Here is a 24,717-nt window from a genome sequence, read left to right on the forward strand (position 1 = left end):
TGACATTATAATAAAATTATCATCAGATGTGCCAGATGAAAGACATGACGGCGGCGACGGTTGGGGAATAGCGAAGGAGGGGATGACACCCGATCCTGACGATCGGGCGTGGCGGCGCGTTTAATGCTTGGAGCGGGTCACCTTGTCCAAATAACCCATCACGAAGGCGGAGAGCACGAAGGTGAGGTGGATGATCACATACCACATCAGCTTGTTGTCGGGTACGTTCTTGGCGTCCATAAACACCCGCAGCAGGTGAATGGAGGAGATGGCGACGATAGATGCGGCGACCTTGTTTTTCAGCGAGGTGGCGTCCATTTTGCCCAGCCAGCTCAGTTTTTCTTTTCCTTCGGTGATATCCAATTGCGAGACGAAATTTTCGTATCCGGAGAACATCACCATCACCAGCAGCCCGCCGACCAGCGCCATGTCGACCAACGACAACAGGGTCAGGATCAGATCGGCTTCAGCGACGGAGAAAATGTTGGGCAGGACGTGCAGGATCTCCTGAAAAAATTTGATAGACAGGGCGACCAGGGCCAGTGAAAGGCCGAAATAAACCGGCGCGAGCAGCCAGCGGGAGGCGTACATCGCGTTTTCTAGCAAGCGTTCCATCATAAAATTGTTTTAAATGCGTAGCAAAAAGGGCGCTCAGTATAGCGCAAGAGGCCTGGGTAAAATCAACCGCTTGCGCCAGTAGAGGGCGATATCAGGCCGCTACGCGCGCCGTTTTGCGCCCGCTGCGGATCCACAGCGCCACGGCCCCCGCCGCCGTCGCTAGCGCCACGACACCCGGCCAGCCCGCGCTTGCCAGAATGCGGCTGCCGAGGGCGGCGCCGGTCGCCATACCGATGAATACGCCGGTGAACAAGAGGGCGTTCAATCGGCTGCGAGCTGCCGGATCGAGACCGTAAACGATGGTTTGATGCGCGATCAGCGTAGCCTGGATGCCCAGGTCGAATCCGACGGCGCTCAGCGCAATGAGCGCCAGCTGCGCCGGGAGCGGCAACAGCGGCAGCAAAAACATCAAGGCGAAGGAGGCCAGAACCAGTCCCGCGCCGATACGGGTCACGACGTCAGGGCCGTGCCGATCGGCCAGACTTCCCGCCAACGGCGCCGCCAGCGCCCCCGCCGCCCCCGCCAGGCCAAACGCGCCGGCGGCCGCGCTGCCGATCTGGTAGCGCTCCGCCAGCATCAACGCCAGCGTTGACCAGAAAGCGCTGAAGCCCAATGACAGAAAGCCTTGCGCCAGCGTCGCGCGCCGCAGCGCGGGATACTCGGCCCACAGATGTCCCAGTGAGCGCAGCAGCGCGGGGTAACTCAGCGCGTTATGGGGGCGAAGACGCGGCAACATGCGCCAGATCGCCAGCGTGATCGGCAAAACGCCCAGCGCCGCGAGCGCGTAGACGCTGCGCCAGCCGGCGAACTCGGCGAGCGCGCCGCTGAACACGCGCGACAGCAAAATGCCGGCCAATAGCCCGGTCATCACCGCGCCGACGGTTTTGCCGCGGCTGGCCTCTGGCGCCAGCGTGGCGGCGGCGGGGATAATGTCTTGCGCGACGGTGGCGGTCAGGCCTATCGCCAGGCTGCTGAGCAACAACAGCGGGAACGAGGCGGCAAAAGCGCAGAGTAACAGCGTCAGCGCCAGCAGCGCGCCTTTTACCAGAATGATCCGCCGGCGATCGTACCGGTCGCCGAGCGGCGCCAACAGTAAAATGCCCAGCGCATAACCTAACTGGGTCAGCGTCGGCACCATGCCGGCATCGGCGACGCCGGCGTGGAAATCGGCGCCCATCATGCCAAGCATGGGCTGACTGTAATAGATTGACGCGACGCTGAGGCCGGCGCCGGCGGCCAGCAGAAATACGACGTTGGCGGACGGTGCGCCGTGGGTGGTGGCGGTGCTCATGGCAAAAATTCCTGCAAGGTGAATGTGCGGCCATTTTTACCGCTTGCTTCATTCCGCTGTAGCCCCCTCGCAGGTAAAACTGTTATACACTTAACGTATGAATAAAATTAACTTACCTAACGGCGACCGCATAACTTTGCTGCATACGCTGGTGCGCATCGTCGAAAGCGGCAGCTTGTCGGCCGCGGCGCAGCAGCTGGGCACCTCGCAGCCGACAATCAGCCGACGTCTGCAGGCATTGGAACAGCTGCTGGGCGCCAAACTGATCCAGCGGACGACCCACGCCCTCAAACTGACCGACGACGGCGAGCGCTGTTACCGCCAGGCGCGGGGGCTGATCGAACAATGGCAAAGCCTGGAAGAAGGGCTTGGTGGCGCGCGCGACGAACCGGTCGGCGTGTTGCGCGTGCGGGCGCCGCACGCATTCGGTCAAGATCAGCTGATCGGTCCGTTGGGCGAGTATTTGCGGCGCTATCCGCAAACTTACGTTGAGTGGACGCTGAACGACCATTCTCCGGACTTTATTCCCGAGGGGGTGGATTGCGCCATTCACGTCGGGGCGGTGACCGATCCGTCGGTCGTGGCGGTGTTGCTGGCGGAGGTGCCGCGCAGCACGGTGGCGTCACCGGCGCTGTTGGCTGAACGACCGGCGATCGTCGATCTCGACGATTTGGCCTCATTGCCGTGGTTGGCGGTAAACAGTTTTTATCGTAATGAGGTCGTCTTGACTCACGCGACCAGCGGTGAACAGCGGCGTTTCGACATCGCGCCGAGGTTGAGCACCGACAGCCTTTATGCGGCGCGCAAGGCGGCGCTGGAAGGGCTGGGCGTCGCGATCGTGTCGTCTTGGGTGGTGAAAGAAGAATTGGCGCAAGGCGCTCTGCAGACGCTGTTACCCCTGTGGCGAGCTGAGCCACTGCCTATTTACCTGTTGTATCCCTATGCCAGCTATTATCCCGCGCGTTTACGCAAATTCATGGAAATGATGAAAGAAACGATGCCGCGCATTCTCGGCGCGCAGCCGCCGACGGGGCGCTGACGGCCTTCAGTGTCTGGCTTTTTTTCCGTCGCTGTGGCCGAGAGAACGATCGGGGAAGCTGTGATCGCGCAGCCGCTGCTTTAACTGCGCCGCATCGGGGAAGCCGCCGTCAATCTTGCGATCCCAAATCATCACGCCATCGACGCTGATTTGGTAGACCCCGCCGGTGCCCGGCATCAGGGTGACGGAGGCGAGATCGTCGCCGAAGGTGTTCAGCAGCTCTTGCGCCATCCAGCCGGCGCGCAGCAGCCAGTTGCATTGTGAACAGTAGTGAATCGTAACGGCGGGTGCGTTTTTCATCGTTGATCGACCGGTTAGTGGTGACGGCTTGCAATCAGCCTGCGGGCTCGCAAGCGATGGTGGCTGTGTATCGCCAAATAGTCAAGCGCCTGCGGAAGCCGCGAGGCGCGGATAACGATGACGGTCGCTATGGCTTGCTTTTGGCAAACCATTCGACCCCGCGCAACATGCCCGCCCAGTAAAATTTGGGTAAAAACCAGGCCTTCAGCCACCAGGCCATACGGCTGGGATGCGTGTTGTCGAACAGAGGAAAGGTGGGGAGTAATTTACTGTCGTAACCAAACTCCGCCAGAACAACCTTGCCTTTCTCTACCGTCAATGGGCAGGAACCATAACCATCATACCGTGCCGCATCAGGAGCGCCGTTAAGCCGGGCCGCGATGTTCTCTGCCACCACTACCACCTGTTTGCGAGCCGCCGCCAGGGTTTTGGCATTTGGCGTGGCGCAACAGTCGCCAACCGCAAAAATCGTCTGCCACTGCTTATGCCGTAGGGTGAATTTATCCACGTCGCACCAACCTGACTCGTCAGACAACCCACTTTGCGAAATGAACGCCGGCGCAGATTGCGGCGGCACTACGTGCAGCATATCGAAGGGCAGTGTCACTTCGCGTTTGCCTTCTTCATCACCGTCCAGAGAAAAGGTTGCTTGCCGACGCAGCCCATCAACGCGAACTAAATTATGCCGGAAGTTGACCTGTGCGTGGTATTTCTTCAAGTAATCGGTCAGCGGAGGAACAAATTGCGGCACGCCGAATACCGCCGCGCCCGCCAGGCAGAAATTGACGTTAATATTATTAAGGACACCTTGTCGCCGCCAGTGATCGCATGAAAGGTATAAGGCTTTTTGCGGCGCGCCGGCGCATTTTATCGGAACCGGCGGTTGAGAAAATATCGCCTCGCCGCCTTGCATTTCACGAACCAGTTTCCAGGTGTATTCCGCAAGATCAAAACGATAATTAGAGGTGACGCCATTCATTCCCAACGTTTCTTCAAGACCCTCTATTTTATCCCAACGTAAAACGAGGCCGCAGGCAACAATAAGAAAGTCGTAGTTTATTTTCTGCCCTTGGCGGGTCTCGACATATTTTTTGCCGGGCTCCACCCTGACCACACTATCCTGAATCCATGCGGTTCCTGGGGGGATGACGGCGCGCATAGAACGCCGTGTTTTATTGATATCAAACAGCCCGCCGCCCACCAGGGTCCATGCCGGTTGATAATAATGGCAGTCGCTAGGTTCAATTACCGTTATATCAATGCCTTTAACTCGCTTCCTTATGCTTGCCACGACGCTTATTCCAGATGAACCACCGCCAATAACAACAACTTTCTTCTTGGTGTTTATTTTTTCCGGTTTCATGCAGGCCTCCTTTCATAAGAAAGTAGGGGGTTAATGCCCAGATTAAAAGGGAATTCATAGAACTTATGGTTATATTAAAAAACACATATTCGATTTAGCTATATGTAATAGCTAAATGTAATAAGTTATTTGACAATCAATGCGAACTGATCGTTAATAAATACCACAAACACCGTTCGGGAATTAACCCATTGGATTTTTTCCATTTTACTTTTTATACCCTGATGTTATTGGTGATAACCGGAGGAATAGTCGGATTTCTCTTGGCCCTGACAGGCGGAGGCGGCTCCATCGTTTGTGTGCCGCTGCTGCTGTATATGGTGCAAATCCCGGATACGCATTTGGTGATAGGCACCAGCGCCATGTCCGTCGCCGTCAGCGCGCTGCTCAACCTTTTTGCGCACGCCGCCAAAGGAAACGTCCGGTGGCGAACCGGCATTGTCGTGTCGCTGGTCGCGGTGGCCGGCACGCTGGCAGGTTCACAAATGGGAAAAATCACGGACGGGCGCTATCTAACCCTGCCTTTCGCTTTGCTGATGCTGATTGTCGCCGGATTAACGCTGAAAAAAAATCACCGGGCCGGCAACGGATTGGCTTCTCCTGATGCGGCCTTTCATCCCGCCATCGTGTGGCCCTGCGTGTTGGCGCTGGGCGCGGTGGCCGGCTTTCTGGGGATCGGCGGCGGATTTTTAGTGGTGCCGGCGCTGCTCTGGTTTTTCCGCTTTTCGCTGCTTGAAGCGGTGGCCACCTCGCTGGTGGTGGTTTCTGCCATGGGTTTATCGACGAGCGCAAGCTATGCCTTGTCCGGCAAGGTGTCGCTCGTCATCACGTGCTGGCTGATCGTCGGCGGTGTTCTGGGGGGCGTCGTGGGGGTTGCGCTCACCGAGCGCCTGAAGAAACGCGAGGACATTATCCGTGTGCTCTACGCCGCCATGCTCTTGGTGCTGGCCCTTTATATGCTTTTTAAAAGCTTATAAGACAGAAGGAAAAAATATGCGCATCCGTACATACCATCATCAGCTCTCCTTTTCGGGGGCGCCCGCAGCGAGTGATTTCGCTACCCTGCATCAACAAGGCTACCGGCTTATCGTCAACAACCGGCCGGACGAAGAGCCGGGAGAGTATCTTGACCATCAGCAAGAGAAAGCGTTGGCTGAACAAGGGGGGATGCGTTACGTCTATCTCCCTTATACGTTCGATACGCTGACCTGGGAGACCGTTTACACCTTCCAGTTTCTGTTGCGGCAAGGCAAGAAGACCCTGGCGCATTGCAGGAGCGGGGCGCGCTCGGCTTGCCTCACTCTGCTGTATGCGCTGCGCGAAGGGCGGATCGATGAAGCGCAATTCCGCAGCCAATGCGAAGAATATGGCGCGGATGCCGATAAGGCGCTCAGTTGGTATCGCCGGCATCAGCCCGTTCAGTCTCATGCGCAAGTGCATGCGTTTTATGAGCCGGAAAGCGGCAGCCTGCAGTATGTCGTCGCCGATTCCAAGGCGCGTCGCTGCGCCATCATCGATCCGGTGCTGGATTTTGATCGCCGATCGGGCACGGTCTCGCATCAGCAGGCCCGCACCATTTTAAGTTTTATCCAGCAGCGAGGGTGGGGTGTGGCCTGGGTGCTGGATACGCACCCGCATGCCGACCATTTTTCTGCCGCCACCTGGCTGGCGCAGAAAACCGGCGCCCTTACCGGCATAGGCGAAAAAATTACCGCCGTGCAGGGGCTGTGGCAAGACATCTATAATTTGAAGGAACTGCCTCCCGCCGAGACCGTGTGGGATGCGCTGTTTGCGGATGGGGACGTCTTTTTTATCGGCAACCTGCGCGCTGAAGTCTTGCTGTCTCCTGGCCACACCCTGGCTTCCGTCACGTATCACATTGCCGATGCTGCGTTTATTCACGATACGTTTTTCATGCCGGACAGCGGCACCGCAAGGGCCGATTTCCCCGGCGGAAATGCGGAAGCCCTGTGGGATTCGTTGCAGCGGATCTTGAGCCTGCCTGCGGATACCCGCCTGTTTACCGGCCATGATTACCGCCCGGAGGGGCGTGAGGCCCGCTGGGAAAGCACAGTGAGAGAGCAGCGCGAGAACAACCCCTGGGTGGCCAACATGGATAAAGCTCAATTTATCGCGCAAAGAAAGCAGCGAGACGCCACGTTGCCGCATCCGGAATTGATGCTGATGGCGCTGCAGGTCAACATTCGCGGCGGCGTACTGCCTGATTGCGAAGATGATGGGCGGCACTACCTCAAAATTCCTGTTAATCGCTTCAAGGGGTAAATCAAGCCAGAGAGGCGCGATCGTTCACGGCTGCCAATCTCAAGGCGATCGCGCCGTCTGTTAATGGTTTTTTATGAAATAATCAGACTGATTCATATTTAATTATTTGTTTTTACACAAAACACGCGGCGCTTGCCCTCGCCGAATACAGTCACTACATTAACAACTGTACTTCCCACACTGCTAAGGAAAACACCATGAAAGCTGCCGTAGTGACGAAAAACCATACCGTAGACATTCAGGATAAAGTGCTGCGCCCGCTGAAGCACGGCGAAGCGGCGTTGAAAATGGAGTGTTGCGGGGTGTGCCACACCGATTTGCACGTGAAAAACGGCGATTTCGGCGAGGTGCCGGGCATTACGTTGGGGCATGAGGGCATCGGCGTGGTCTCCGCCGTCGGTGAGGGCGTCACCTCGTTAAAAGTGGGTGACCGCGCCAGCGTCGCCTGGTTTTACCAGGGTTGCGGCCATTGCGAATACTGCGTCAGCGGCAACGAGACCCTGTGCCGCTCGGTGAAAAACGCCGGCTACAGCGTTGACGGCGGTATGGCGGAAGAGTGCATCGTGGTGGCGGACTACGCGGTGAAAGTGCCGGATGGGCTCGATTCTTTCGCCGCCAGCAGCATCACCTGCGCCGGCGTCACCACCTACAAGGCGGTGAAGATTTCCGATATCAAACCGGGGCAGTGGATCGCCATTTATGGCCTTGGCGGGCTGGGCAACCTGGCGTTGCAGTACGCCAAGAACGTGTTTAACGCCAAAGTGATCGCCATCGACGTCAACGACGGTCAGCTGGAGTTCGCCAAACAGATCGGCGCCGATCTGACCATCAACTCCAAAACGCAAAACGCGGAGGAGATCATTCAACAGCAAACCGGCGGCGCTCACGCGGCGGTGGTGACGGCGGTGGCGAAAGCCGCCTTCAACTCGGCGGTGAATGCGGTGCGCGCCGGCGGTAAAGTGGTGGCCGTGGGGCTGCCGCCGGAGAGCATGGATCTGAGCATTCCGCGCCTGGTGCTGGACGGCATTCAGGTGGTGGGTTCGCTGGTGGGCACGCGCGAAGATCTGAAGGAGGCGTTCCAGTTCGCCGCCGAAGGCAAGGTGACGCCGAAAGTGACCAAGCGGCCGCTGAGGGATATCAACGCCATCTTCGACGAGATGAAGGCGGGCACCATTCGCGGTCGCATGGTGATCGATCTCGGCATGGCGAAGTAGGCCACGCGCAAAAAGAAGGCCACCTGCGGGTGACCTTCTTGTCATTACGCCGGGTTCAGAACAGGCCCAGCGGCTTGGCGTCGTAGCTGACCAGCAGGTTTTTCACCTGTTGATAGTGCGACAGCGCCGCCTTGTGGGTCTCGCGCCCGATGCCGGAGTTCTTGTAGCCGCCGAACGCGGCGTGCGCCGGGTACAGGTGGTAGCAGTTGGTCCATACGCGCCCGGCCTTGATCGCGCGGCCCATGCGGTAAGCGCGGTTGATGTCGCGGGTCCACAGCCCGGCGCCCAGCCCGAACTCGGTGTCGTTGGCCAGCGCCAGGGCTTCGGCCTCATCCTTGAAGGTGGTGACGCCAATCACCGGCCCGAAGATCTCCTCGCGGAAGAAACGCATGCTGTTGTTGCCGGTAATCAGCGTCGGCTGCAGGTAGAAACCGTTTTGCACTTCGTCGCCGCGCTGGGCGGGCTCGCCGCCCGCAACGATTTTGCCCCCCTCGTTTTTAGCGATGTCGATGTAGGACAGGATCTTGTCGTACTGCTGTTTTGACGCCTGGGCGCCGATCATGGTCTCGGTGTCGAAGGGATCGCCCTGGCGGATGGTAGCGATACGCGCCAGCACTTTCTCCATAAACTGCGGGTAGATGGATTCCTGGATCAGCGCGCGTGAAGGGCAGGTGCACACCTCCCCCTGATTGAAGAAGCCGAGCACCAGCCCCTCAATCGCTTTGTCGATAAACTCCGGTTCCGCCTGCATGATGTCTTCAAAATAAATGTTCGGCGATTTTCCGCCCAGCTCGACGGTGCTGGGGATGATGTTCTCCGCCGCACAGGCGAGGATGTGGCGGCCGACCGGCGTGGAACCGGTGAAGGCGATTTTTTCGATGCGTTTGCTGCGCGCCAGCGCTTCGCCGGCCTCGCCGCCGAAACCTTGCACCACGTTGAGCACGCCCGGCGGCAGCAGATCGCCGATCTCTTCCATCAGCACGCTGATGCCGAGCGGCGTTTGTTCCGCCGGCTTCAGCACCACGCAGTTACCGCCCGCCAGCGCTGGCGCCAGTTTCCAGGCGGCCATCAGCAGCGGGAAGTTCCACGGAATGATCTGGCCGACCACGCCCAGCGGTTCATAGATATGGTAAGCCACGGTGTTCTGGTCGATCTCCGCCGCGGTGCCTTCCTGCGCGCGCAGGCAGCCGGCGAAGTAACGGAAATGGTCGACCGCCAACGGCAGATCGGCATTCAGGGTTTCGCGGATCGGTTTGCCGTTGTCCCAGGTTTCGGTCAGCGCCAGCATCTCCAGCCGCGATTCGATGCGATCGGCGATCGCCAGCAGCACGTTGGAACGCTCCTGCACGCTGGTTTTGCCCCAGGCGTCCGCCGCCGCATGCGCCGCGTCAAGCGCCAGCTCGATGTCTTTGGCGTCGGAACGCGGGAATTCGGCGATCGGCTGGCCGGTCACCGGCGAGGTGTTGGTGAAGTAGTTGCCGGATACCGGTTCGACAAATTTGCCGCCAATGTAGTTGCCATAGCGTTTACGGAACGAAACCAGCGAGCCAGGCAAACCGGGGTGAACATATTTCATGTGAAGCACCTCTCTGCAGATGATAACCGGCGCTATTGCGCTGCGCCTGTGAGTGCGGCCTGTCGCCGCAGCACAGAGAAGCACGCCCCGTGCCAGATTAGCGATGGACGTAGCATTAGTAAAAAATGGCTATTTATTAAAATGTTAGGCATTGACAGGGGTAAGGCAATCGAGCGGTGCCGCGGCCGCCGATGATTTTTTGTGTCCCGTGTCGCAACGCCTGGTACACATTTATGATACACATTTGCAACACTCGCGAACGGGGGGGAGAAACGCATGTTGTCTGACGACCGCTTGCCCGCAGAGGGCGCCAGCGTGCTGACCCAGCCGTTGGCGGAATCCTGGCAACGCAGCCAGGGTTATGGTTTGACGCGCACCGATCAACATATCCCGTTTATCAAAGCCGGATTGCTTGAAGAGCTGCGCAGCCGCAACGATTGGGTGCCGCAGCGGGTACAGCCGTTGATCGAGCAGCTGGGTGCGCAAATTACGCGCCAGCCCGCCATTGTGGTGATCGCCGACGCCGGCGGGCTGGTGCTGGAAACCCGCGGCAATACCGACTTTCTGCATAAGGCGTCGCGCTTTGCGCTGGCGCCGGGTAACCAGTGGGGAGAAGCGGAGCGGGGCACCAACGCCATCGGCACCGCGCTGGCGCTGGGCGCATTCTGCGAAGTGCGCGGCGGCCAGCATTTTCTCAACCAAAATGCCGGATTGAACTGCACCGCCGCGCCGATCTATCGTCCGGATGGCCGCATTGCCGGCATACTGGATCTCTCCGCCCCCGCGCAGCGCCCGTACCGCGATGCACAGCGCCTGATCATGCAGGCGGTGCGGCATATCGAACACCGCTGGGTCAGAAGCGCGATCGCCGATCGCCACTGGACGCTGCGCCTGCACGCCGATGCCCGCTGCCTGGGCAGCGCGCAAGAGCTGCTGCTGGTGTTTCACGACGAAGTGCTGATCGCCGCCAATCGACTGGCGATGATGGAGTTCCGGCTTTCGTCGGCCTCATTCGGCTCCGTTGAGTTCACCCAACTGTTTCCCGACCTGTTGCGACAGCCTTCCGGCGCACCGCGCCAGACGCTGGCCGGCAATCAACAGCACTATTATTCGTTGCTTGAGGCGCCGCAGCGCCGCGTCAGCGCTCTGCGTTCTGCGCCGCCGGCGGAACGGCACGACGAGCAGCATCAGAAAGCGCTGCGTATTCTCAACGCCGGCCTTTCGCTGTGCGTGACCGGCGAAACCGGCTGCGGTAAAGAGCATTTCAGCCGCAGCCTGTTTCAAGAGAGCCGCTGGCGCAACGGCAACTTTGTGGCGATCAACTGCGCGGCGCTGCCTGAGCCGCTGATCGAATCCGAACTGTTTGGTTATGCGCCGGGGGCGTTTACCGGCGCCAATCCGAAAGGCTACATCGGCAAGATCCGCGAGGCGGACGGCGGCGTGCTGTTTCTCGATGAAATCGGCGACATGCCGGCGGGCCTGCAAACGCGCCTGCTGCGGGTGTTACAGGAAAAAACGGTCACGCCCCTTGGCAGCCGCAGCGCTTATCCGGTCGAATTCGCGCTGGTCTGCGCCACGCACCACGATCTGCATCGGCAGGTAGAGGCGGGGGCGTTTCGCGAGGATTTGCTGTACCGCATACAGGAATACAGCCTGCGCATCCCGCCGCTCAGAGAGCGGGCGCAGCTGGAGGCCTTCATTTTGCAGCTATGGCGAGAGCTGGGCGGCGAGCGGCGCGACATTCGTCTGTTGCCGGAGGCGCTGGCGATGCTGGCGCGCTATCCGTGGCCCGGCAACGTGCGGCAACTGTTGAGCACGCTCAAGGTGCTGCTGGCGCTGGCGGACGATCATGCGGTGCTTACCCTGGACGATCTTCCTCAGTCCATCGCGGTGCTGGCGCCGCGGCAAGAGAACGCCGATACCGATCAGGGGGCGCTGCAGGCGGCGATCGACAGGGCGGGCGGCAATCTCAGCCGGGCGGCGAAGGCGCTCGGCGTTTCGCGCAGCACGCTGTACCGCAAGCTGGGAAGGCAGAAAACGGCGGCGGAATGAGGCGGCATGATTGCTCATCAATAACCGGCCCCTCGATGCGGGGCCGGTTCATACTCTAGTCCCCCAGCCCCGGCGGGTTAATCTCGGAATGGGCAATCTTCTCGTCGCTCTCCGCCCAGCGATCCAGCACCTGCAGATAGCTGCCGTTGGCGATGGCGCTGTTGAGCGAAGCCTGCACCGCGTCCACCAGGCCGTTGCCTTTCTTCAGCGTGACGGCGATGTTGGCGGTCTTCGGCCAGCCGCCGGGCACGATGCCCACCAGCCGGGTTTTGCCGGTCAGCCGCGCCTGATAGGCGCCGGAAACGTTGGGCCCGAAGGTGGCGTCGGCGCGGCCGGACTGAATGGCCAGCGTGGAGGCGGCCTTGTCGGTGACATACACCGGCTGCAGCGGCGCGAGCCCCTTGGCGCGGTTCTCTTTGTCCCAAGCCAGCAGCACCGCTTCCTGATTGGTGCCGGAATCGACGATGATCTTTTTACCGGCGATATCCGGCGCGGTTTTGATCTGGGTGATTTTACTGTCGGACTTGACGTAGAAACCCAGCGTATCCTGCCGATAGGTGGCGAAATCGAATTTGGTCTTGCGTTCGTTGGTCACGGTGATGTTGTAAACCGCGGCGTCATATTTGCCGGAGGCCACCCCCAGCGGCCAGTCTTCCCACGAGGTGGGCACCAGCTTGAGTTTCAACCCCAAACCGTCGGCCACCAGGCGCGCAATGTCCGCCTCGCTGCCAATCACCGTTTTATTGTCGCGGGCGTACAGGCCGAACGGCGGGCCGCTGCCCAGCAGAGAAATGGCGACCGTCAGCGTGCCGGGTTCCACGAACCGGAAGCCGGCGGGGATTTTGGCCACGGCTTCGGCGCTCTTCACCGTGTGGATCGGCGTTTCGTTGGCGACGAGATCCACGCCTGGTGCGGCGGCGGCGGAAAAACTCAGCAGCGCCGCAATCACTATCATCTTTTTGCTATATATCATTATGTTAATTACCTTCATTATTATGGGTGTCACACGGTCGTTGCACTATCTCTAAAGGCGGCAGATCTGTGAACGAACAAAATCAACTAACCAATCTTGGAAAAATCATGAGGCGCCTCTGGCGGCGCTGAATCGATCGAGGATGCACCATGTCGTCGCGTTTCGCTACGTTGGGCCGCATACCGCGCGGCGTGTGGGTATTGGGTGGCGTGAGCCTGCTGATGGACGTTTCCTCGGAGATGATCCATAGCCTGTTGCCGCTGTTTATGGCGACGACGCTCGGTGCCAGCGTGATCGTCATCGGGTTGATCGAAGGGCTGGCGGAGGCGACGGCGTTGATCGTCAAGGTGTTCTCCGGCGTGCTCAGCGATTACCTCGGCAAACGCAAGGGGCTGGCGCTGCTGGGCTACGGGCTGGGCGCCATCAGCAAACCCTTTTTCGCCATCGCGTCGTCGTCCGGCATGGTGATGAGCGCGCGCCTGCTGGATCGCGTGGGCAAAGGCATCCGCGGGGCGCCGCGCGATGCCCTGGTGGCCGACGTGACGCCGCCGGAGATCCGCGGCGCGGCTTTCGGGCTGCGCCAGTCGCTGGATACCGTCGGCGCCTTTTTAGGGCCGCTGCTGGCCGTCGGCCTGATGCTGCTGTGGCACAACGATTTTCGCGCCATCTTCTGGGTGGCGGCGATCCCGGCAGCGCTGGCGATTGCGCTGCTGTTTTTCGGCCTGAAAGAGCCGGCCGCCGCGATAACCCACAAGCGCACCAACCCGATTACCCGCGCCAACCTGCGGCTGTTGGGGCGCAGCTATTGGTGGGTGGTGAGCATCGGCGCGATCTTTACGCTGGCGCGCTTCAGTGAAGCGTTCCTGGTGTTGAAGGCGCAGCAGGGCGGCACGCCGCTGGCGTTGATCCCGCTGGTGATGGTCGCCATGAATCTGGTCTACGCCTGTTCGGCCTATCCGTTCGGTAAATTGTCCGACCGCATGAGCCATGAAGGATTGCTGAAAGCCGGGCTGCTGGTGCTGATCGCCGCCGACCTGGTATTGGCGCTGAGCGATCATTGGGGCGGGGTGCTGTTTGGCGTGGCGCTGTGGGGCGTGCACATGGGCATGACGCAGGGACTGTTGGCGGCGATGGTGGCGCACACTGCGCCGGCGCACCTGCGCGGCACCGCGTTCGGCATGTTCAATCTGATCAGCGGCGTGGCATTGCTGCTGGCCAGTCTCGGGGCCGGAACCCTGTGGGAACTGTTCGGTTCCGCCTCCACCTTTTACGCCGGGGCGATCATCTGCGTGGTGACGCTGCTCGGCATGAAGCTGGCACCGTTCGGCGAACGGCAGGGCGCTTAGCGGCCCTCGACAAACTGCGGCATCGCCTGCAGCAACTCGGGCACCTGCTGGGACTCCACCGCCCGGCTGAACAGAAAACCCTGGCCGATATGGAAACCGGCTTCGCACAGCGTTTGGCGCTGCTGCTCGGTTTCCACGCCTTCGGCGATGATATCGATCGACAGTTTTTGACCGAGAATGCCGATGCTTTCCACGATCGCCAGGATCGCCGGTTCGGTGTTCATGCGTTGAATAAAGTCGCAGTCCAGCTTAATGCAGTCCAGCGGGTAATCCATGATATGGCTGAATGAGGAGTGGCCGGTGCCAAAGTCGTCCAGCGCGATGCGGATACCCATCTCTTTGAGCATTTGCAGCGCGCGCAGTACATATTTCGAACCGTGCTTGTTGAACGCGTGTTCGGTCACTTCCAGTTCGATCAGGTGATGGGGAATGCGGAACTTCAGCAGACGTTGCAGGAAGGTTTCGGCGTAGTTGTCGCGTAAAAACTCGATCGGCGACACATTCAGCGAAATAGGCCGCACCGCCACGCCGGCCGCGCGCCAGCGAGCGATATCGGCGAAGACTTTCAGCTGCATGGCTTCGCTGATCTTGGTTGCCAATTCGTAGTCGTTGAACGCCTCGCTTACCGTCGCCGGCAGCTGTACGCCGTTTTGCGGGCAGTGCCAGCGCAGCAGCGCTTCAAAGCCGACGATGCTGCCGTCGATCAGGCAGACTTTCGGTTGGTAGCTGGGGCGGATGCAGTTGTCGCGTACGATCTGGCGCGCGTAGTTGAGCTGGCTGGCGCGGGCGCGGGCTTTGTCCATCATCTTGCGATCGAACATGTAGACGCCGCCGCGGCCGCCGTCTTTCAGTTCATACAACGCGGTATCGGCGCATTTCATCAGCTCCGAAGTGTCGCGAGCGTCTTTGGGATAGATGGCGCCGCCGATGCTCATGCCGCAATGCAGCGTCTTGCCGCCGTGGGTGATCGGCGTCTCCAACTGCAGCAGAAACTTGTTGGCGATGCGGAAAATATCCTGCTCGTTTTCGACATCGCTGATCACCACGGCGAACTCGTCGCCGCCGAGGCGGGAGACGAACGAATGCGCATTCATGCAGGCGCTGAGCCTTTTACCCAAGATCCGCAGCAGATGGTCGCCCGCCGCGTGGCCCAGCGTGTCGTTCACCAGCTTGAAGTGGTCAAGATCCAGCAGCATCAGCCCAAGCGACTTTTTGCCGTGCAGGGCGCGCTTCATCTCTTGCTTCAGCTTTTTCTTGAATAAGCGCCGGTTGGGCAGGCCGGTCAATTCGTCATATTCGCTGGCGAGCAACAGACGTTGTTCCATCACGCGTTGCGACGTCACGTCGCGCGAGACGCACAAGATCTCGGCCACGGCGCCGTGTTCATCGCTGACCGGTGTGAGAATGTTGTCCCAGTGCTGTTTTTTACCCTGCGGCGTCACGCTCAATCCGGTGAAGCGCGCATTTTTTCCGGCTCTGACGTTGCGCAGCGCCTTGCTGCCGCGGCGACGGATCTCGGGGGACAGCAGCCCCAGCCAGGGCATGCCAAACTCTTTTTGCGCCGGATCAAGACCGAGCGCCAGGCTGCCGGAGCGATTCATGTGGCGCAGCGTGCCGTCGTGATTGATCACTTTGATGCAGTCGACGCTGGCGTCCAGCATGTCTTGCTGGATAGAGAGCGCCTGAACGTTTTGCTGGCGTTGCAGCATTTGCGGATGGATGTCGGTGGCGGTGAGGTACCAGCTGGGCTCCTGCGCCATGCCGTCCTGACGGGCGTTAAACGCCAGCATAAACCACCGGTAGGCGCCGCTGCGCTCGCGCAGACGGGCTTCGCCGGCGAACGAGGAGAGGGCAACGATCGCCTGGCGCCATTGCGCGGCCAGGCGATCGCGATCGTCGGGATGCAGTGCATCGAGCCAGTCTGCGGCGGCGTGCTCACCGGCGATGGCGCCGGTATAGTCGCGCCACTGCTTATTGAAGTAACCGCCAAGGCGGTTGCCGAAGCAAATCAGACCCGGCAAGTCGTCTACGATTTCGCTATAGAGATCAATCGGATTTTTGTTATTGCTCTGCTTGGGCAACAGGGTCATGCGGTATTTCCTCGGAAAATTACCCATATTCGTGCTCTATAGCAGAGCCTCTTTCAATATAGTCTTGCCAATGAAATTAGGAATAGCCAGCGGACGCGGCTAAAAACCGGCCTGGTAGCATGAAATAGATTACACAAGAACGCATTAGGAATACTCCTGTTATTTATAAGCCCCTCTTATATTGCATCGAAAAATAAGTGCTCCGACCACGGTGGGCTATTGCCATAAAAATTAATCAATCTGATGTTTCTATTTGATGAAATATTCAGGTGTTTTCATGCTCTTCCATCGTCTGCACTGTCGCCGCTATGCGTATTCACTGATAAAAATCTCACTTATGGCGGCAATAGCCGTCATTTCATGCACTCTTCAGCGGTTATCGCAGCACCGTCGCTCGGCGCTTAGAGAAAAGTCATGATACAAATCAAGAAATGTTTTGTTTCATCTGTTGACACTTTGCTTACGTATAAGATAGCCTCGCGAATGAAAATCATTAGCAAAACTGGATGATGAAGCGAAATGTACCCACAGCCTGATCCTTACGCCCGGTCCCGATGGTCGGGTCATTCCGGCGCAACGGCGCCGGCAAACGTACATTCGCCTCCTCTCCAGACGCCTGCGCCATAGGCGCCCGGCGCGATGACATCCCTTTGTCTGTCCGCGCCCATTTGCATCTCTCAGCATGTCTGTTCGTGCGGCCCGCGCCGGGTCCGCATGTGTTATCCGTCGTTTCACGATCATAGGAGGTTTCAGCGCGGTTAAAACGTAAGTTTTCTTCTGGGTATAAATAAACATGGAGCGTAAAATGATACTTAATAAAAGATTGAAGTTAGCGTATTGCGTTTTTCTGGGTTGTTATGGCTTATCCATTCATTCTTCTCTTGCCGCTTATCAGGATCCCGGTCGATTGGGCGCGCCTGACAGTTGGAAAACCGCGGAGTTTAATCGCCAATGGGGGCTTGAAGCTATTTCCGCCGAATTCGCCTATGCCAGAGGCTATACCGGAAAAGGTATAACCATCGGCGTTATCGATAACGCTATTCTTTCCCATTCTGAATTCTCCGGTAAACTGACGCGCCTGGATAACGGCAGTTATAATTTCTCGTATGATAAACAAGATAATATGTCTTTCGGCGATCACGGCACGCACGTAGCCGGTATCGCTGCGGCTAAAAGAGATGGCGCAGGCATGCACGGCGTCGCTTTCGACGCGGATATTATCGGCACCAAATTGAATGATTACGGTAATCGCAACGGCCGTGAAGAGCTGATTCAGAGCGCGGCTCGCGTCATCAATAACAGCTGGGGGATCGCGCCGGATATACGGCGAGACGCCAAAGGCGATATCATCTGGTTGCCGAACGGCAGGCCGGACTACGTGGCATTCGTAAAAAGCGAAGTGATCGCCGAGATGATGCGCAGCAAATCCAGCGTGGAATGGGGCAGCGAACAACCGGTGCCCACCGGCGGGCACAGCGCCATGTCGACGCTGCTGCGGGCGGCCAGGCACGGCAAGCTGATCGTCTTCTCGGCGGGCAATTACAACAATTACAATATTCCGGAAGCGCAAAAGTCACTGCCTTACGCTTTCCCGGACGTACTGAATAATTACCTGATTGTGACCAACCTGAGTGACGAAAATCAGTTAAGCGTTTCCTCGACCAGCTGCGGGCAAACGGCCAGCTATTGTGTTTCCGCGCCGGGTTCTGATATTTACAGCACCGTCGGCCGGCTGGAGTCCAATACCGGCGGCGCCGTGAATCGCGAAGCTTATAATAAGGGCGAGCTGTCGCTTAATCCTGGTTACGGCAACAAATCCGGCACCTCAATGGCGGCGCCGCATGTGACCGGCGTCGCCGCCGTATTGATGCAGCGCTTCCCATATATGAGCGCCGATCAAATATCTGCAGTCATTAAAACCACCGCCACCGATTTAGGCGTTGCCGGCATTGATAATTTATTCGGCTGGGGGCGCGTCAATTTACGCGATGCGATCAACGGCCCGAAAATGTTTATTACCAAAGAGGATATCCCGCAGGAATATTATGTGCCGGGTTCCTACAGTGAGAAACAGTTTGTGGTGAATATCCCCGGCCTGGGAAATATCGTCGAACCCGGCACGCCGGTTGAGCGGCGCTGCACGTCGAGCGAATGCGATTTCGATTCGTGGAGTAACGACATCAGCGGGCACGGCGGCTTGACCAAAACGGGCGCCGGTACGCTGGCGCTGTTGGGTAATAACACCTATCGCGGTGATACCTGGGTGAAACAGGGCGTGTTGGCGATCGACGGTTCGGTGGCATCCAACGTCTATATCGAAAATAGCGGCACATTGTCCGGCGAGGGCACCGTAGGCGCCTTCAGAGCGGCTCGGAGCGGCAGCGTCGCGCCGGGCAACGGCATCGGCACGCTGCATGTGTTGCACGATGCCATTTTTGATCGCGGTTCGCAGTATAACGTGGAAGTGGCGGACAATGGCCGCAGCGATAAGATCGCCGCGCGGCGCGCTTTCCTCAACGGCGGCAGTGTGAATGTCAGCCTGGAACGCAGCCAAAACCTGCTGTCGCAGAATGAGGCGCAGAGTCTGCTGGGCAACAAGTACACCATCCTGACCACGACGGACGGCGTTACCGGTAGATTCGAAAACGCCAACCCATCGTATCCGTTTGTTAAAGTCGCGCTGGATTATCGGGGCAATGACGTCGGCCTTGGCATCACGCGCACCGACGCCAGCTTTGACAGCCTGGCCAGCACTGAGAACGAGAAAGCGGTAGCTCGTGCGGTGGAGACGCTCAACGCGACGGAACCGGTCACGGAAACGGCCAAACGCAGCGTGGCGATCCCGGCGGCCGAAGAGGCCAACCTGCTGCAAAGCGATGGGGGCGAGGCGCAAGCCGTGAACGAAGAGGCGAGCATCGTGGCGGGCCATCCGGTCTATGAAAGCTTCCTCGGCTTCACCTCGGCCAGAGAATTGCAACAGGCGACCCGTCAACTGTCCGGCCAGATCCACGCGGATATGGCTTCCGCCCAGATCAACGAAAGCCGTTACCTGCGCGATACCGCCACCGAGCGCTTGCGCCAGGCGGAAGGCCGCCGCACCGCTACCGACATTAAAGCGGATGACAACGGCGCCTGGGCGAAACTGCTGGGTAGCTGGGGGCATGCTTCCGGCAACGACAACGCCACCGGTTACCAGACCTCCACCTATGGCGTGCTGTTAGGTCTGGACAGCGAACTGTTTAGCGACGGCCGGCTTGGCATGATGACCGGGTATACCCGCACTTCGCTGGATGGAGGTTATCAGTCAGATGCTCACAGCGACAACTACCATCTGGGGCTGTACGGCGACAAACGCTTCGGCGCGTTGGCGCTGCGAGCGGGCGGCACCTATACCTGGCATCGCATCGACACCTCGCGTTCGGTGAACTACGGCGCGCAGTCGGATCGCGAGAAGGCCAAGTATAACGCGCGCACCGGTCAGCTGTTCATCGAAAGCGGCTACGATTGGACGAGCGATGCGGTCAACCTTGAGCCGTTCGCCAACCTGGCGTATACCCATTACCGTAACGAGGAGATCAACGAACAAGGCGGGGCAGCGGCGCTGCGCGGCGACAAACAAAGTCAGTCCGCCACCGCCTCGACGTTGGGTCTGCGCGCCGACACCGAGTGGCAAACCGACAGCGTGGCGATCGCGCTGCGCGGCGAGCTGGGTTGGCAGCATCAGTACGGCAAGCTGGAGCGTAAAACGCAGCTGATGTTCAAACGCACTGATGCGGCGTTCGACGTGAACAGCGTGCCTGTTTCTCGCGATGGCGCGATTCTGAAAGCGGGCGTCGATGTATCGATTAACAAAAATGCCGTCCTGTCCCTTGGCTACGGCGGGCAGCTGTCGTCCAACCACCAGGACAACAGCGTCAACGCCGGTCTGACCTGGCGCTTCTGATCGCGGTTGCATGCTTCGCTTTATTCAGCCCTCATCGAGACGATGGGGGCTTTTTTTTTCGCGGCCAGCCGGCCTTCTGCGGCATGAGCGATACTTTCTCAGCGACCTATTCCCCCGGCCGGTGTTCGCCGCCGGGTAAATCAATCAGAGGAAAACAAACGCTGCTGCCAATAGCGCAATTGCGTCAGCGTGATCGGCGCAGCGGCGGCAATGGCCGCGCGATTTTCCAACGCAATCTCCCGCGCACGTTGCAACGGCTCGGCGCTGAGGCCTTGCAAGTTTTGTTGCAGCGCCTGTTGCGTTTGCTCCAGCTCTCCAACGCTAACGTGCGTCAGCTCATGATACATCTGCAGCAAGAATTCATCGTTTAACTGCCGCAGCTGTTCTGCGGTGAACGTCGGGGATTGCAGCGCGAACAGCAGGCCTTCGGCATGGGTGCAGCGGTGGAAGGCACATTGCACCACGTAGCCCACGTTGCGTTCCACGCGCAGCCGCTGAAAATAGCGCGGCGCGTAAAGCCGGGCCAGCACGCGCAGCGCCCAGCGGCCTTCGGCTTCATCGTTTTGCAGCGGGTAAAACTGCAGCAAGGCGTGTTCGGCGCCGCTTTCCGTCAGCGTGACAGGGGGATGTAAACGCGGCGGCGTTTGCGGCTCAGCCGTTATGGCGTAGGGGAAGTCATACAGCAAATGTGACAGTCGCCGTTTTAACTTGCCATCGCCGCCGACCAGGGTGGCATGCCAGTGTGGCGCCGTTGTCGTAGAGACGTTCAGCGCCGCCGGCAATTGGGCCAACAGGCGGCGAATGGCGATATCGTTTCGTTGTTTTAACTGCGCGTGGCGCAGGTTTCTCGCCGCCTCGTTGATGACGGCCGGCGGCTGCGCCGCCAGAGCCCGGTTCACGACGTTCAGGCCGTGGCAGATCAGCCCGTGGCTGCCCGCCAGCTGCAGCAGCCACACGCCCTGGTGGCGTTCGACGCTTAAATGTCCCTCCCGATGCGCCAGCTCCGCCGCGCCAGGGCGCAGCGCCGCCTGCAAGCCACAGGCCTGTTCTTCGCTGAGCGCGCCATGCGACGCTGGGCGCAGCAACAGCACCGGCTGCGCCTCGCCGGAACGCAGATGCCGCAGCGGCGCCTGGCCGGCCGGCAAGGGCGGGATCGGCAGCGCCGCTGAGGCTGAGAAAAAGCGGAAAGGTTCCGCTGTAGGTGCCAGCGCGGCGCCGGCGAAGGGGCGCAGGGTCAGCGGCAGCCCTTGGATTTCGCGCGTTTCACCGCCCCCCTCGGGCTGCACGGCCAGGCGGCGGCGCGGCGCCGCCATCAGCATAGCGAGTTGCCGCGTCCAGTCGTCATGCTGTTCCGTCGGCGGCAGCCCAAACGCTCTGGCCCGCAGCTGATCGAGCGGCGCCAGACGGTGAAAATCGCGGTTCGCCAGTTGCCCGAAATGCTCGAGCTGGCCTGGTGTCAGCGCGTTCAACGCCTGCAGCCATGCCAGCAAGGCGCTTTCGATATGGGCGGCCTCAGACGCCGAGCCGTGATTGACGGTGAAAATAAAACTCAACAGGGCGCTGTTTTCGCCGCAGCGGGCATAATCCAGCCGAACGGCGTCGCCCCACGCGTGCGCGCGCAGCCGTGCCAGCAGCCCGCCAGGGGCGTCGTCCAGCAATAAACGCTCAAGCCGTCGCAGCCAGCCGCGTGAACGGCAGTGCGGCAGGGCAAACACCAGCCGCAGCTGCGGCGCGCCGGGAAGAGACAGCGTGTAATCTTGCCCGGCGGCCAGCGGCGGCAATGTCTCGGGCGGCGCGGCGCTGCCCGACGGCAAGCCGCCACCGTAGCGCTGTGCCAGCGCATGCAGTTGCTCAAGCGATTGCGGGCCTTGCAGCCACAGCGTCATGTTCGGTGCGCGGTAATAATGGTGGTGAAACTGCCGCAACGCCTGCTGCAACGCGGAAATATCGCTGCCGAAAGCGGCGCGGCTGCCGATATGAAAGCGATGCAGCGCGTCAAATCCGCTGAACATCTGCCGCTGCGCCGCTTCGCAGCGGGTTTCAACATCGGCGCGCAGCAGGCGGTATTCGGCGTCGATGACCTCGATCTCCTGGGCGATCGCCTCAGTCGCCAGCTGCGGAGCGGCGAGCATATCGCTCAGCCGCGCCAACCCATCCGCCAGATGGGCGGCGCCCACCTCAAAGAAAAACGCGGTTTGCGTGGCCTGGGTGGTGGCGTTTAACCGGCCACCGGCCGCCTGCGTCCAGCCCATCAGCCCATCTTGCGCGCTGAAGTTCGCGCTGCCGCGAAACAGCATATGCTCCAGCAGATGCGCCAGGCCGGGCCAGGCGGCAGGCGCCTGAAAGCTGCCCGCTTCGATGCGCACCAGCGCGGCGGCGGCGTCGGCGGCAGGGTCGCTTATCGCTTTGACGGCCAAACCGTTATCGAGCTGCCACGAAGCGGCGGCGGGTGCCATCGTCAACCCTTGAAGATCAGACGGGAGTTGGTCTGATTGCGAAAACGCAGCTGATCGATACCGATCTGCGAACGGTTCGCCGCTTCCCGCGCCGCCAGGATGGTGCCGTGATGCGGCGATTTGCCGCACACCGGGTCGGCGTTGTCGGCGTTGCCGGTCAGCATGAACGCCTGGCAGCGGCAGCCGCCGTAGTCTTGCTCTTTCTCCGAACAGGACCGGCAGGGCTCCGGCATCCAGTCATAGCCGCGATAGCGGTTAAAGCCGAAGGAGTGGTACCAGATATGCTGCAGATCGTGCTCCAGCACCGACGGAAACGTAATCGGTAACTGACGGGCGCTGTGGCAGGGTAATGCCATGCCTTCCGGCGTCACGCTCATGAAGATGGCGCCCCAACCGCCCATGCAGCCTTTAGGCCGCTCCTCGTAGTAATCCGGCGTGACGAACAGCAGGTTAGCCAGTTTGCCGTCGGCGGCCATGCGTTCGCGGTAGCGTTTCACCACCGCTTCTGCCTCGGCGATCTGTTCGCGGGTCGGCAGCAGGCCTTCACGGTTCAGGTGCGCCCAGCCGTAGAACTGGCAGGTCGCCAGCTCGACGTCGTCGGCATCCAGCTGGATCGCCAGTTCGATGATGCGGTCGATCTGGCCGATATTATGGCGATGCAACACGAAGTTGAGCACCATCGGATAGCCGAGCGCCTTGACCGCCTTGGCCATCGCCAGCTTCTGCTGAAATGCCTTGGCGGAGCCAGCCAGCGCGGCGTTCAGCGTTTCGTCGCTGGCCTGAAAACTGATCTGAATATGATCCAGCCCGGCGTCGGCGAAGGTCTGCAGCTTTTTCTCGGTCAGGCCGATGCCGGAGGTGATCAGGTTGGTGTAAAACCCGAGATCGCGGGCGGCGGCGATCAGCTCGGGAAGGTCTTTACGCACCAGCGGCTCGCCGCCGGAGAAGCCGAGCTGCACGCTGCCCATCGCCCGCGCCTGGCGGAACACCTCTATCCACTGTGCGGTAGTCAGCTCTTTTTCCTGCGCGGCGAAATCGAGCGGGTTGGAGCAGTACGGACACTGCAGCGGGCAGCGGTAGGTCAGCTCCGCCAGCAGCCAGAGCGGCGGATTCACCGCCGGCGCATGTGGTTCAGTCACGGAAGGTCACCCATTTTTGTTCGTAGGCGCGCTGGAAAAATTCCAGCACGTCGTCCGCCAACCCATCGGCGCCGGGGAAGCGGGCGTTCAACTGGGCGATGATGCCGTTCAGCGTAGTGTGGCCGTCGACCAGTTGCAAAATGGCGGCGGCGCTGTCGTTCAGCTTGGCCATGCCTTCCGGGTAGAGGATCACATGGCTGTTTTGCACCTGCTCCCATTGCAGGCGGTAACCGCGGCGGAAGACGGGAGTGTGTTCAGGGTTCAGCGTCATTACACCAGCCTCTGGTTGTGCCATACCCGCGCGGCGGTCACGCTGTGGTAAGGCGGGCGGTTCAGGGTGTAGGCCATGCTCATGGCGTCCAGCATGCTCCACAGAATGTCCAGCTTGAACTGCAGGATCTCCAGCATGCGCTGCTGCTTTTCAACGGTATCGCAATAGTCCAGCGCCAGCGCCAGGCCGTGTTCCACGTCGCGGTTAGCCTGGCCGAGGCGGCTGCGGAAATAGTCGTAGCCGGCGGCGTCGATCCACGGGTAGTGTTGCGGCCAGCTGTCGAGACGCGACTGGTGGATCTGCGGCGCGAACAGTTCGGTCAGCGAGCTGCAGGCTGCTTCCTGCCAGCAGGCGCGGCGCGCGAAGTTGACGTAGGCGTCCACCGCGAAGCGCACGCCAGGCAGCACCAACTGCTCGGATAGCAGGGCGTCGCGCTGCAGCCCGACGGCCTCGCCGAGGCGCAGCCAGGCCTCGATGCCGCCTTCGCTGCCGCCGTAGCCGTCGTGATCCAGAATGCGCTGCACCCACTTGCGACGGGTGTCAGGCTGCGGGCAGTTGGCCATGATCGCCGCATCCTTGATCGGAATGCTGGTCTGGTAGTAGAACCGGTTGGCCACCCAGCCCTGGATCTGCTCACGCGTCGCTTCGCCGTTGTGCATCGCGATGTGATACGGGTGGTGGATGTGGTAATAAGCGCCTTTGGCGCGCAGCGCCGCTTCAAATGCCTGCGGCGTCAGGGGACGTGGTTGCGTCATGGCGATTC

18 protein-coding genes are annotated in these 24,717 nt (G+C 60.1%); 7 read left to right on the forward strand and 11 right to left on the reverse strand.

Annotated features, from left to right (window positions below):
- Positions 1-120: 120 nt before the first annotated feature.
- Positions 121-615: a TIGR00645 family protein gene (locus tag IT763_RS11230; protein ID WP_025302805.1), complete on the reverse strand. Its 495-nt coding sequence runs from the start codon at positions 613-615 to the stop codon at positions 121-123.
- A gap of 94 nt (positions 616-709) precedes the next feature.
- On the reverse strand, positions 710-1,909 hold the full coding sequence (locus IT763_RS11235) for an MFS transporter (RefSeq protein WP_117286811.1): 1,200 nt from the start codon (positions 1,907-1,909) through the stop codon (positions 710-712).
- 97 nt (positions 1,910-2,006) lie between these two features.
- On the opposite strand from IT763_RS11235, the gene IT763_RS11240 reads away from it, so the two are divergent.
- Entirely contained in the window at positions 2,007-2,948 is a 942-nt protein-coding gene (locus IT763_RS11240; protein ID WP_015377850.1) for a LysR family transcriptional regulator, read from the forward strand.
- 6 nt (positions 2,949-2,954) lie between these two features.
- Here the strand turns inward: IT763_RS11240 and IT763_RS11245 are convergent, their stop codons facing one another.
- Both IT763_RS11245 and IT763_RS11250 read right to left on the reverse strand, forming a co-directional pair.
- A complete protein-coding gene (locus IT763_RS11245) occupies positions 2,955-3,248 on the reverse strand; it encodes a SelT/SelW/SelH family protein (protein WP_004928553.1) in 294 nt (97 codons plus the stop codon).
- A 127-nt stretch (positions 3,249-3,375) separates the two neighbouring features.
- Positions 3,376-4,611, reverse strand: coding sequence for an FAD/NAD(P)-binding oxidoreductase (locus IT763_RS11250; RefSeq protein WP_049299198.1), 1,236 nt, complete (start codon positions 4,609-4,611; stop codon positions 3,376-3,378).
- Between the two features lie 191 nt (positions 4,612-4,802).
- Between IT763_RS11250 and IT763_RS11255 the strand changes: the two genes are divergently transcribed.
- From IT763_RS11255 to adhP, 3 genes are all read left to right on the forward strand, one after another.
- Positions 4,803-5,588: a sulfite exporter TauE/SafE family protein gene (locus IT763_RS11255; protein WP_033640363.1), complete on the forward strand. Its 786-nt coding sequence runs from the start codon at positions 4,803-4,805 to the stop codon at positions 5,586-5,588.
- Positions 5,589-5,604: 16 nt separating this feature from the next.
- Positions 5,605-6,894, forward strand: coding sequence for a bifunctional sulfur transferase/dioxygenase Blh (gene blh, locus IT763_RS11260; RefSeq protein ID WP_206195415.1), 1,290 nt, complete (start codon positions 5,605-5,607; stop codon positions 6,892-6,894).
- Between the two features lie 197 nt (positions 6,895-7,091).
- Positions 7,092-8,108, forward strand: a complete 1,017-nt coding sequence (adhP, locus tag IT763_RS11265; RefSeq protein ID WP_016927758.1) for an alcohol dehydrogenase AdhP — start codon at positions 7,092-7,094, stop codon at positions 8,106-8,108.
- 55 nt (positions 8,109-8,163) lie between these two features.
- On the opposite strand, the gene IT763_RS11270 is transcribed toward adhP, so the two are convergent.
- A complete protein-coding gene (locus tag IT763_RS11270; protein WP_049299200.1) occupies positions 8,164-9,684 on the reverse strand; it encodes an aldehyde dehydrogenase family protein in 1,521 nt (506 codons plus the stop codon).
- Positions 9,685-9,960: 276 nt separating this feature from the next.
- Between IT763_RS11270 and IT763_RS11275 the strand changes: the two genes are divergently transcribed.
- Complete coding sequence (locus IT763_RS11275; RefSeq protein ID WP_049299201.1) at positions 9,961-11,736, forward strand: sigma-54-dependent Fis family transcriptional regulator; 1,776 nt, start codon at positions 9,961-9,963, stop codon at positions 11,734-11,736.
- 55 nt (positions 11,737-11,791) lie between these two features.
- Here the strand turns inward: IT763_RS11275 and IT763_RS11280 are convergent, their stop codons facing one another.
- Positions 11,792-12,709: an ABC transporter substrate-binding protein gene (locus IT763_RS11280; RefSeq protein ID WP_021504584.1), complete on the reverse strand. Its 918-nt coding sequence runs from the start codon at positions 12,707-12,709 to the stop codon at positions 11,792-11,794.
- Positions 12,710-12,858: 149 nt separating this feature from the next.
- Here IT763_RS11280 and IT763_RS11285 point away from each other — a divergent pair, with 149 nt between their 5' ends.
- The gene (locus tag IT763_RS11285) at positions 12,859-14,055 is read left to right on the forward strand and encodes an MFS transporter (protein WP_049299202.1); all 1,197 of its coding nucleotides are present in this window, start codon (positions 12,859-12,861) and stop codon (positions 14,053-14,055) included.
- Here the strand turns inward: IT763_RS11285 and IT763_RS11290 are convergent.
- Positions 14,052-16,145 carry a bifunctional diguanylate cyclase/phosphodiesterase gene (locus IT763_RS11290; RefSeq protein ID WP_206195416.1) on the reverse strand — a complete coding sequence of 698 codons (2,094 nt, stop codon included), beginning with the start codon at positions 16,143-16,145 and terminating at the stop codon, positions 14,052-14,054. The genes IT763_RS11285 and IT763_RS11290 overlap by 4 nt on opposite strands.
- Before the next feature lie 907 nt (positions 16,146-17,052).
- On the opposite strand from IT763_RS11290, the gene IT763_RS11295 reads away from it, so the two are divergent.
- Positions 17,053-20,088: an autotransporter domain-containing protein gene (locus IT763_RS11295; RefSeq protein ID WP_176063183.1), complete on the forward strand. Its 3,036-nt coding sequence runs from the start codon at positions 17,053-17,055 to the stop codon at positions 20,086-20,088.
- 140 nt (positions 20,089-20,228) lie between these two features.
- On the opposite strand, the gene pqqF is transcribed toward IT763_RS11295, so the two are convergent.
- Genes pqqF through pqqC form a run of 4 tightly spaced genes read right to left on the reverse strand, consistent with a single transcriptional unit; the run spans position 20,229 to position 24,709 of the window.
- Complete coding sequence (gene pqqF, locus IT763_RS11300) at positions 20,229-22,544, reverse strand: pyrroloquinoline quinone biosynthesis protein PqqF (protein ID WP_206195417.1); 2,316 nt, start codon at positions 22,542-22,544, stop codon at positions 20,229-20,231.
- Between the two features lie 2 nt (positions 22,545-22,546).
- Positions 22,547-23,683, reverse strand: a complete 1,137-nt coding sequence (gene pqqE, locus IT763_RS11305) for a pyrroloquinoline quinone biosynthesis protein PqqE (protein WP_206195418.1) — start codon at positions 23,681-23,683, stop codon at positions 22,547-22,549.
- Entirely contained in the window at positions 23,676-23,954 is a 279-nt protein-coding gene (gene pqqD, locus IT763_RS11310) for a pyrroloquinoline quinone biosynthesis peptide chaperone PqqD (RefSeq protein ID WP_049199562.1), read from the reverse strand. Before pqqD ends, pqqE begins: the two co-directional genes overlap by 8 nt.
- Entirely contained in the window at positions 23,954-24,709 is a 756-nt protein-coding gene (gene pqqC / locus IT763_RS11315; RefSeq protein WP_015376769.1) for a pyrroloquinoline-quinone synthase PqqC, read from the reverse strand. Before pqqC ends, pqqD begins: the two co-directional genes overlap by 1 nt.
- Positions 24,710-24,717: the final 8 nt, after the last annotated feature.

Source organism: Serratia sp. CMO1, from assembly GCF_015689115.1.
Taxonomy (GTDB): domain Bacteria; phylum Pseudomonadota; class Gammaproteobacteria; order Enterobacterales; family Enterobacteriaceae; genus Serratia; species Serratia marcescens.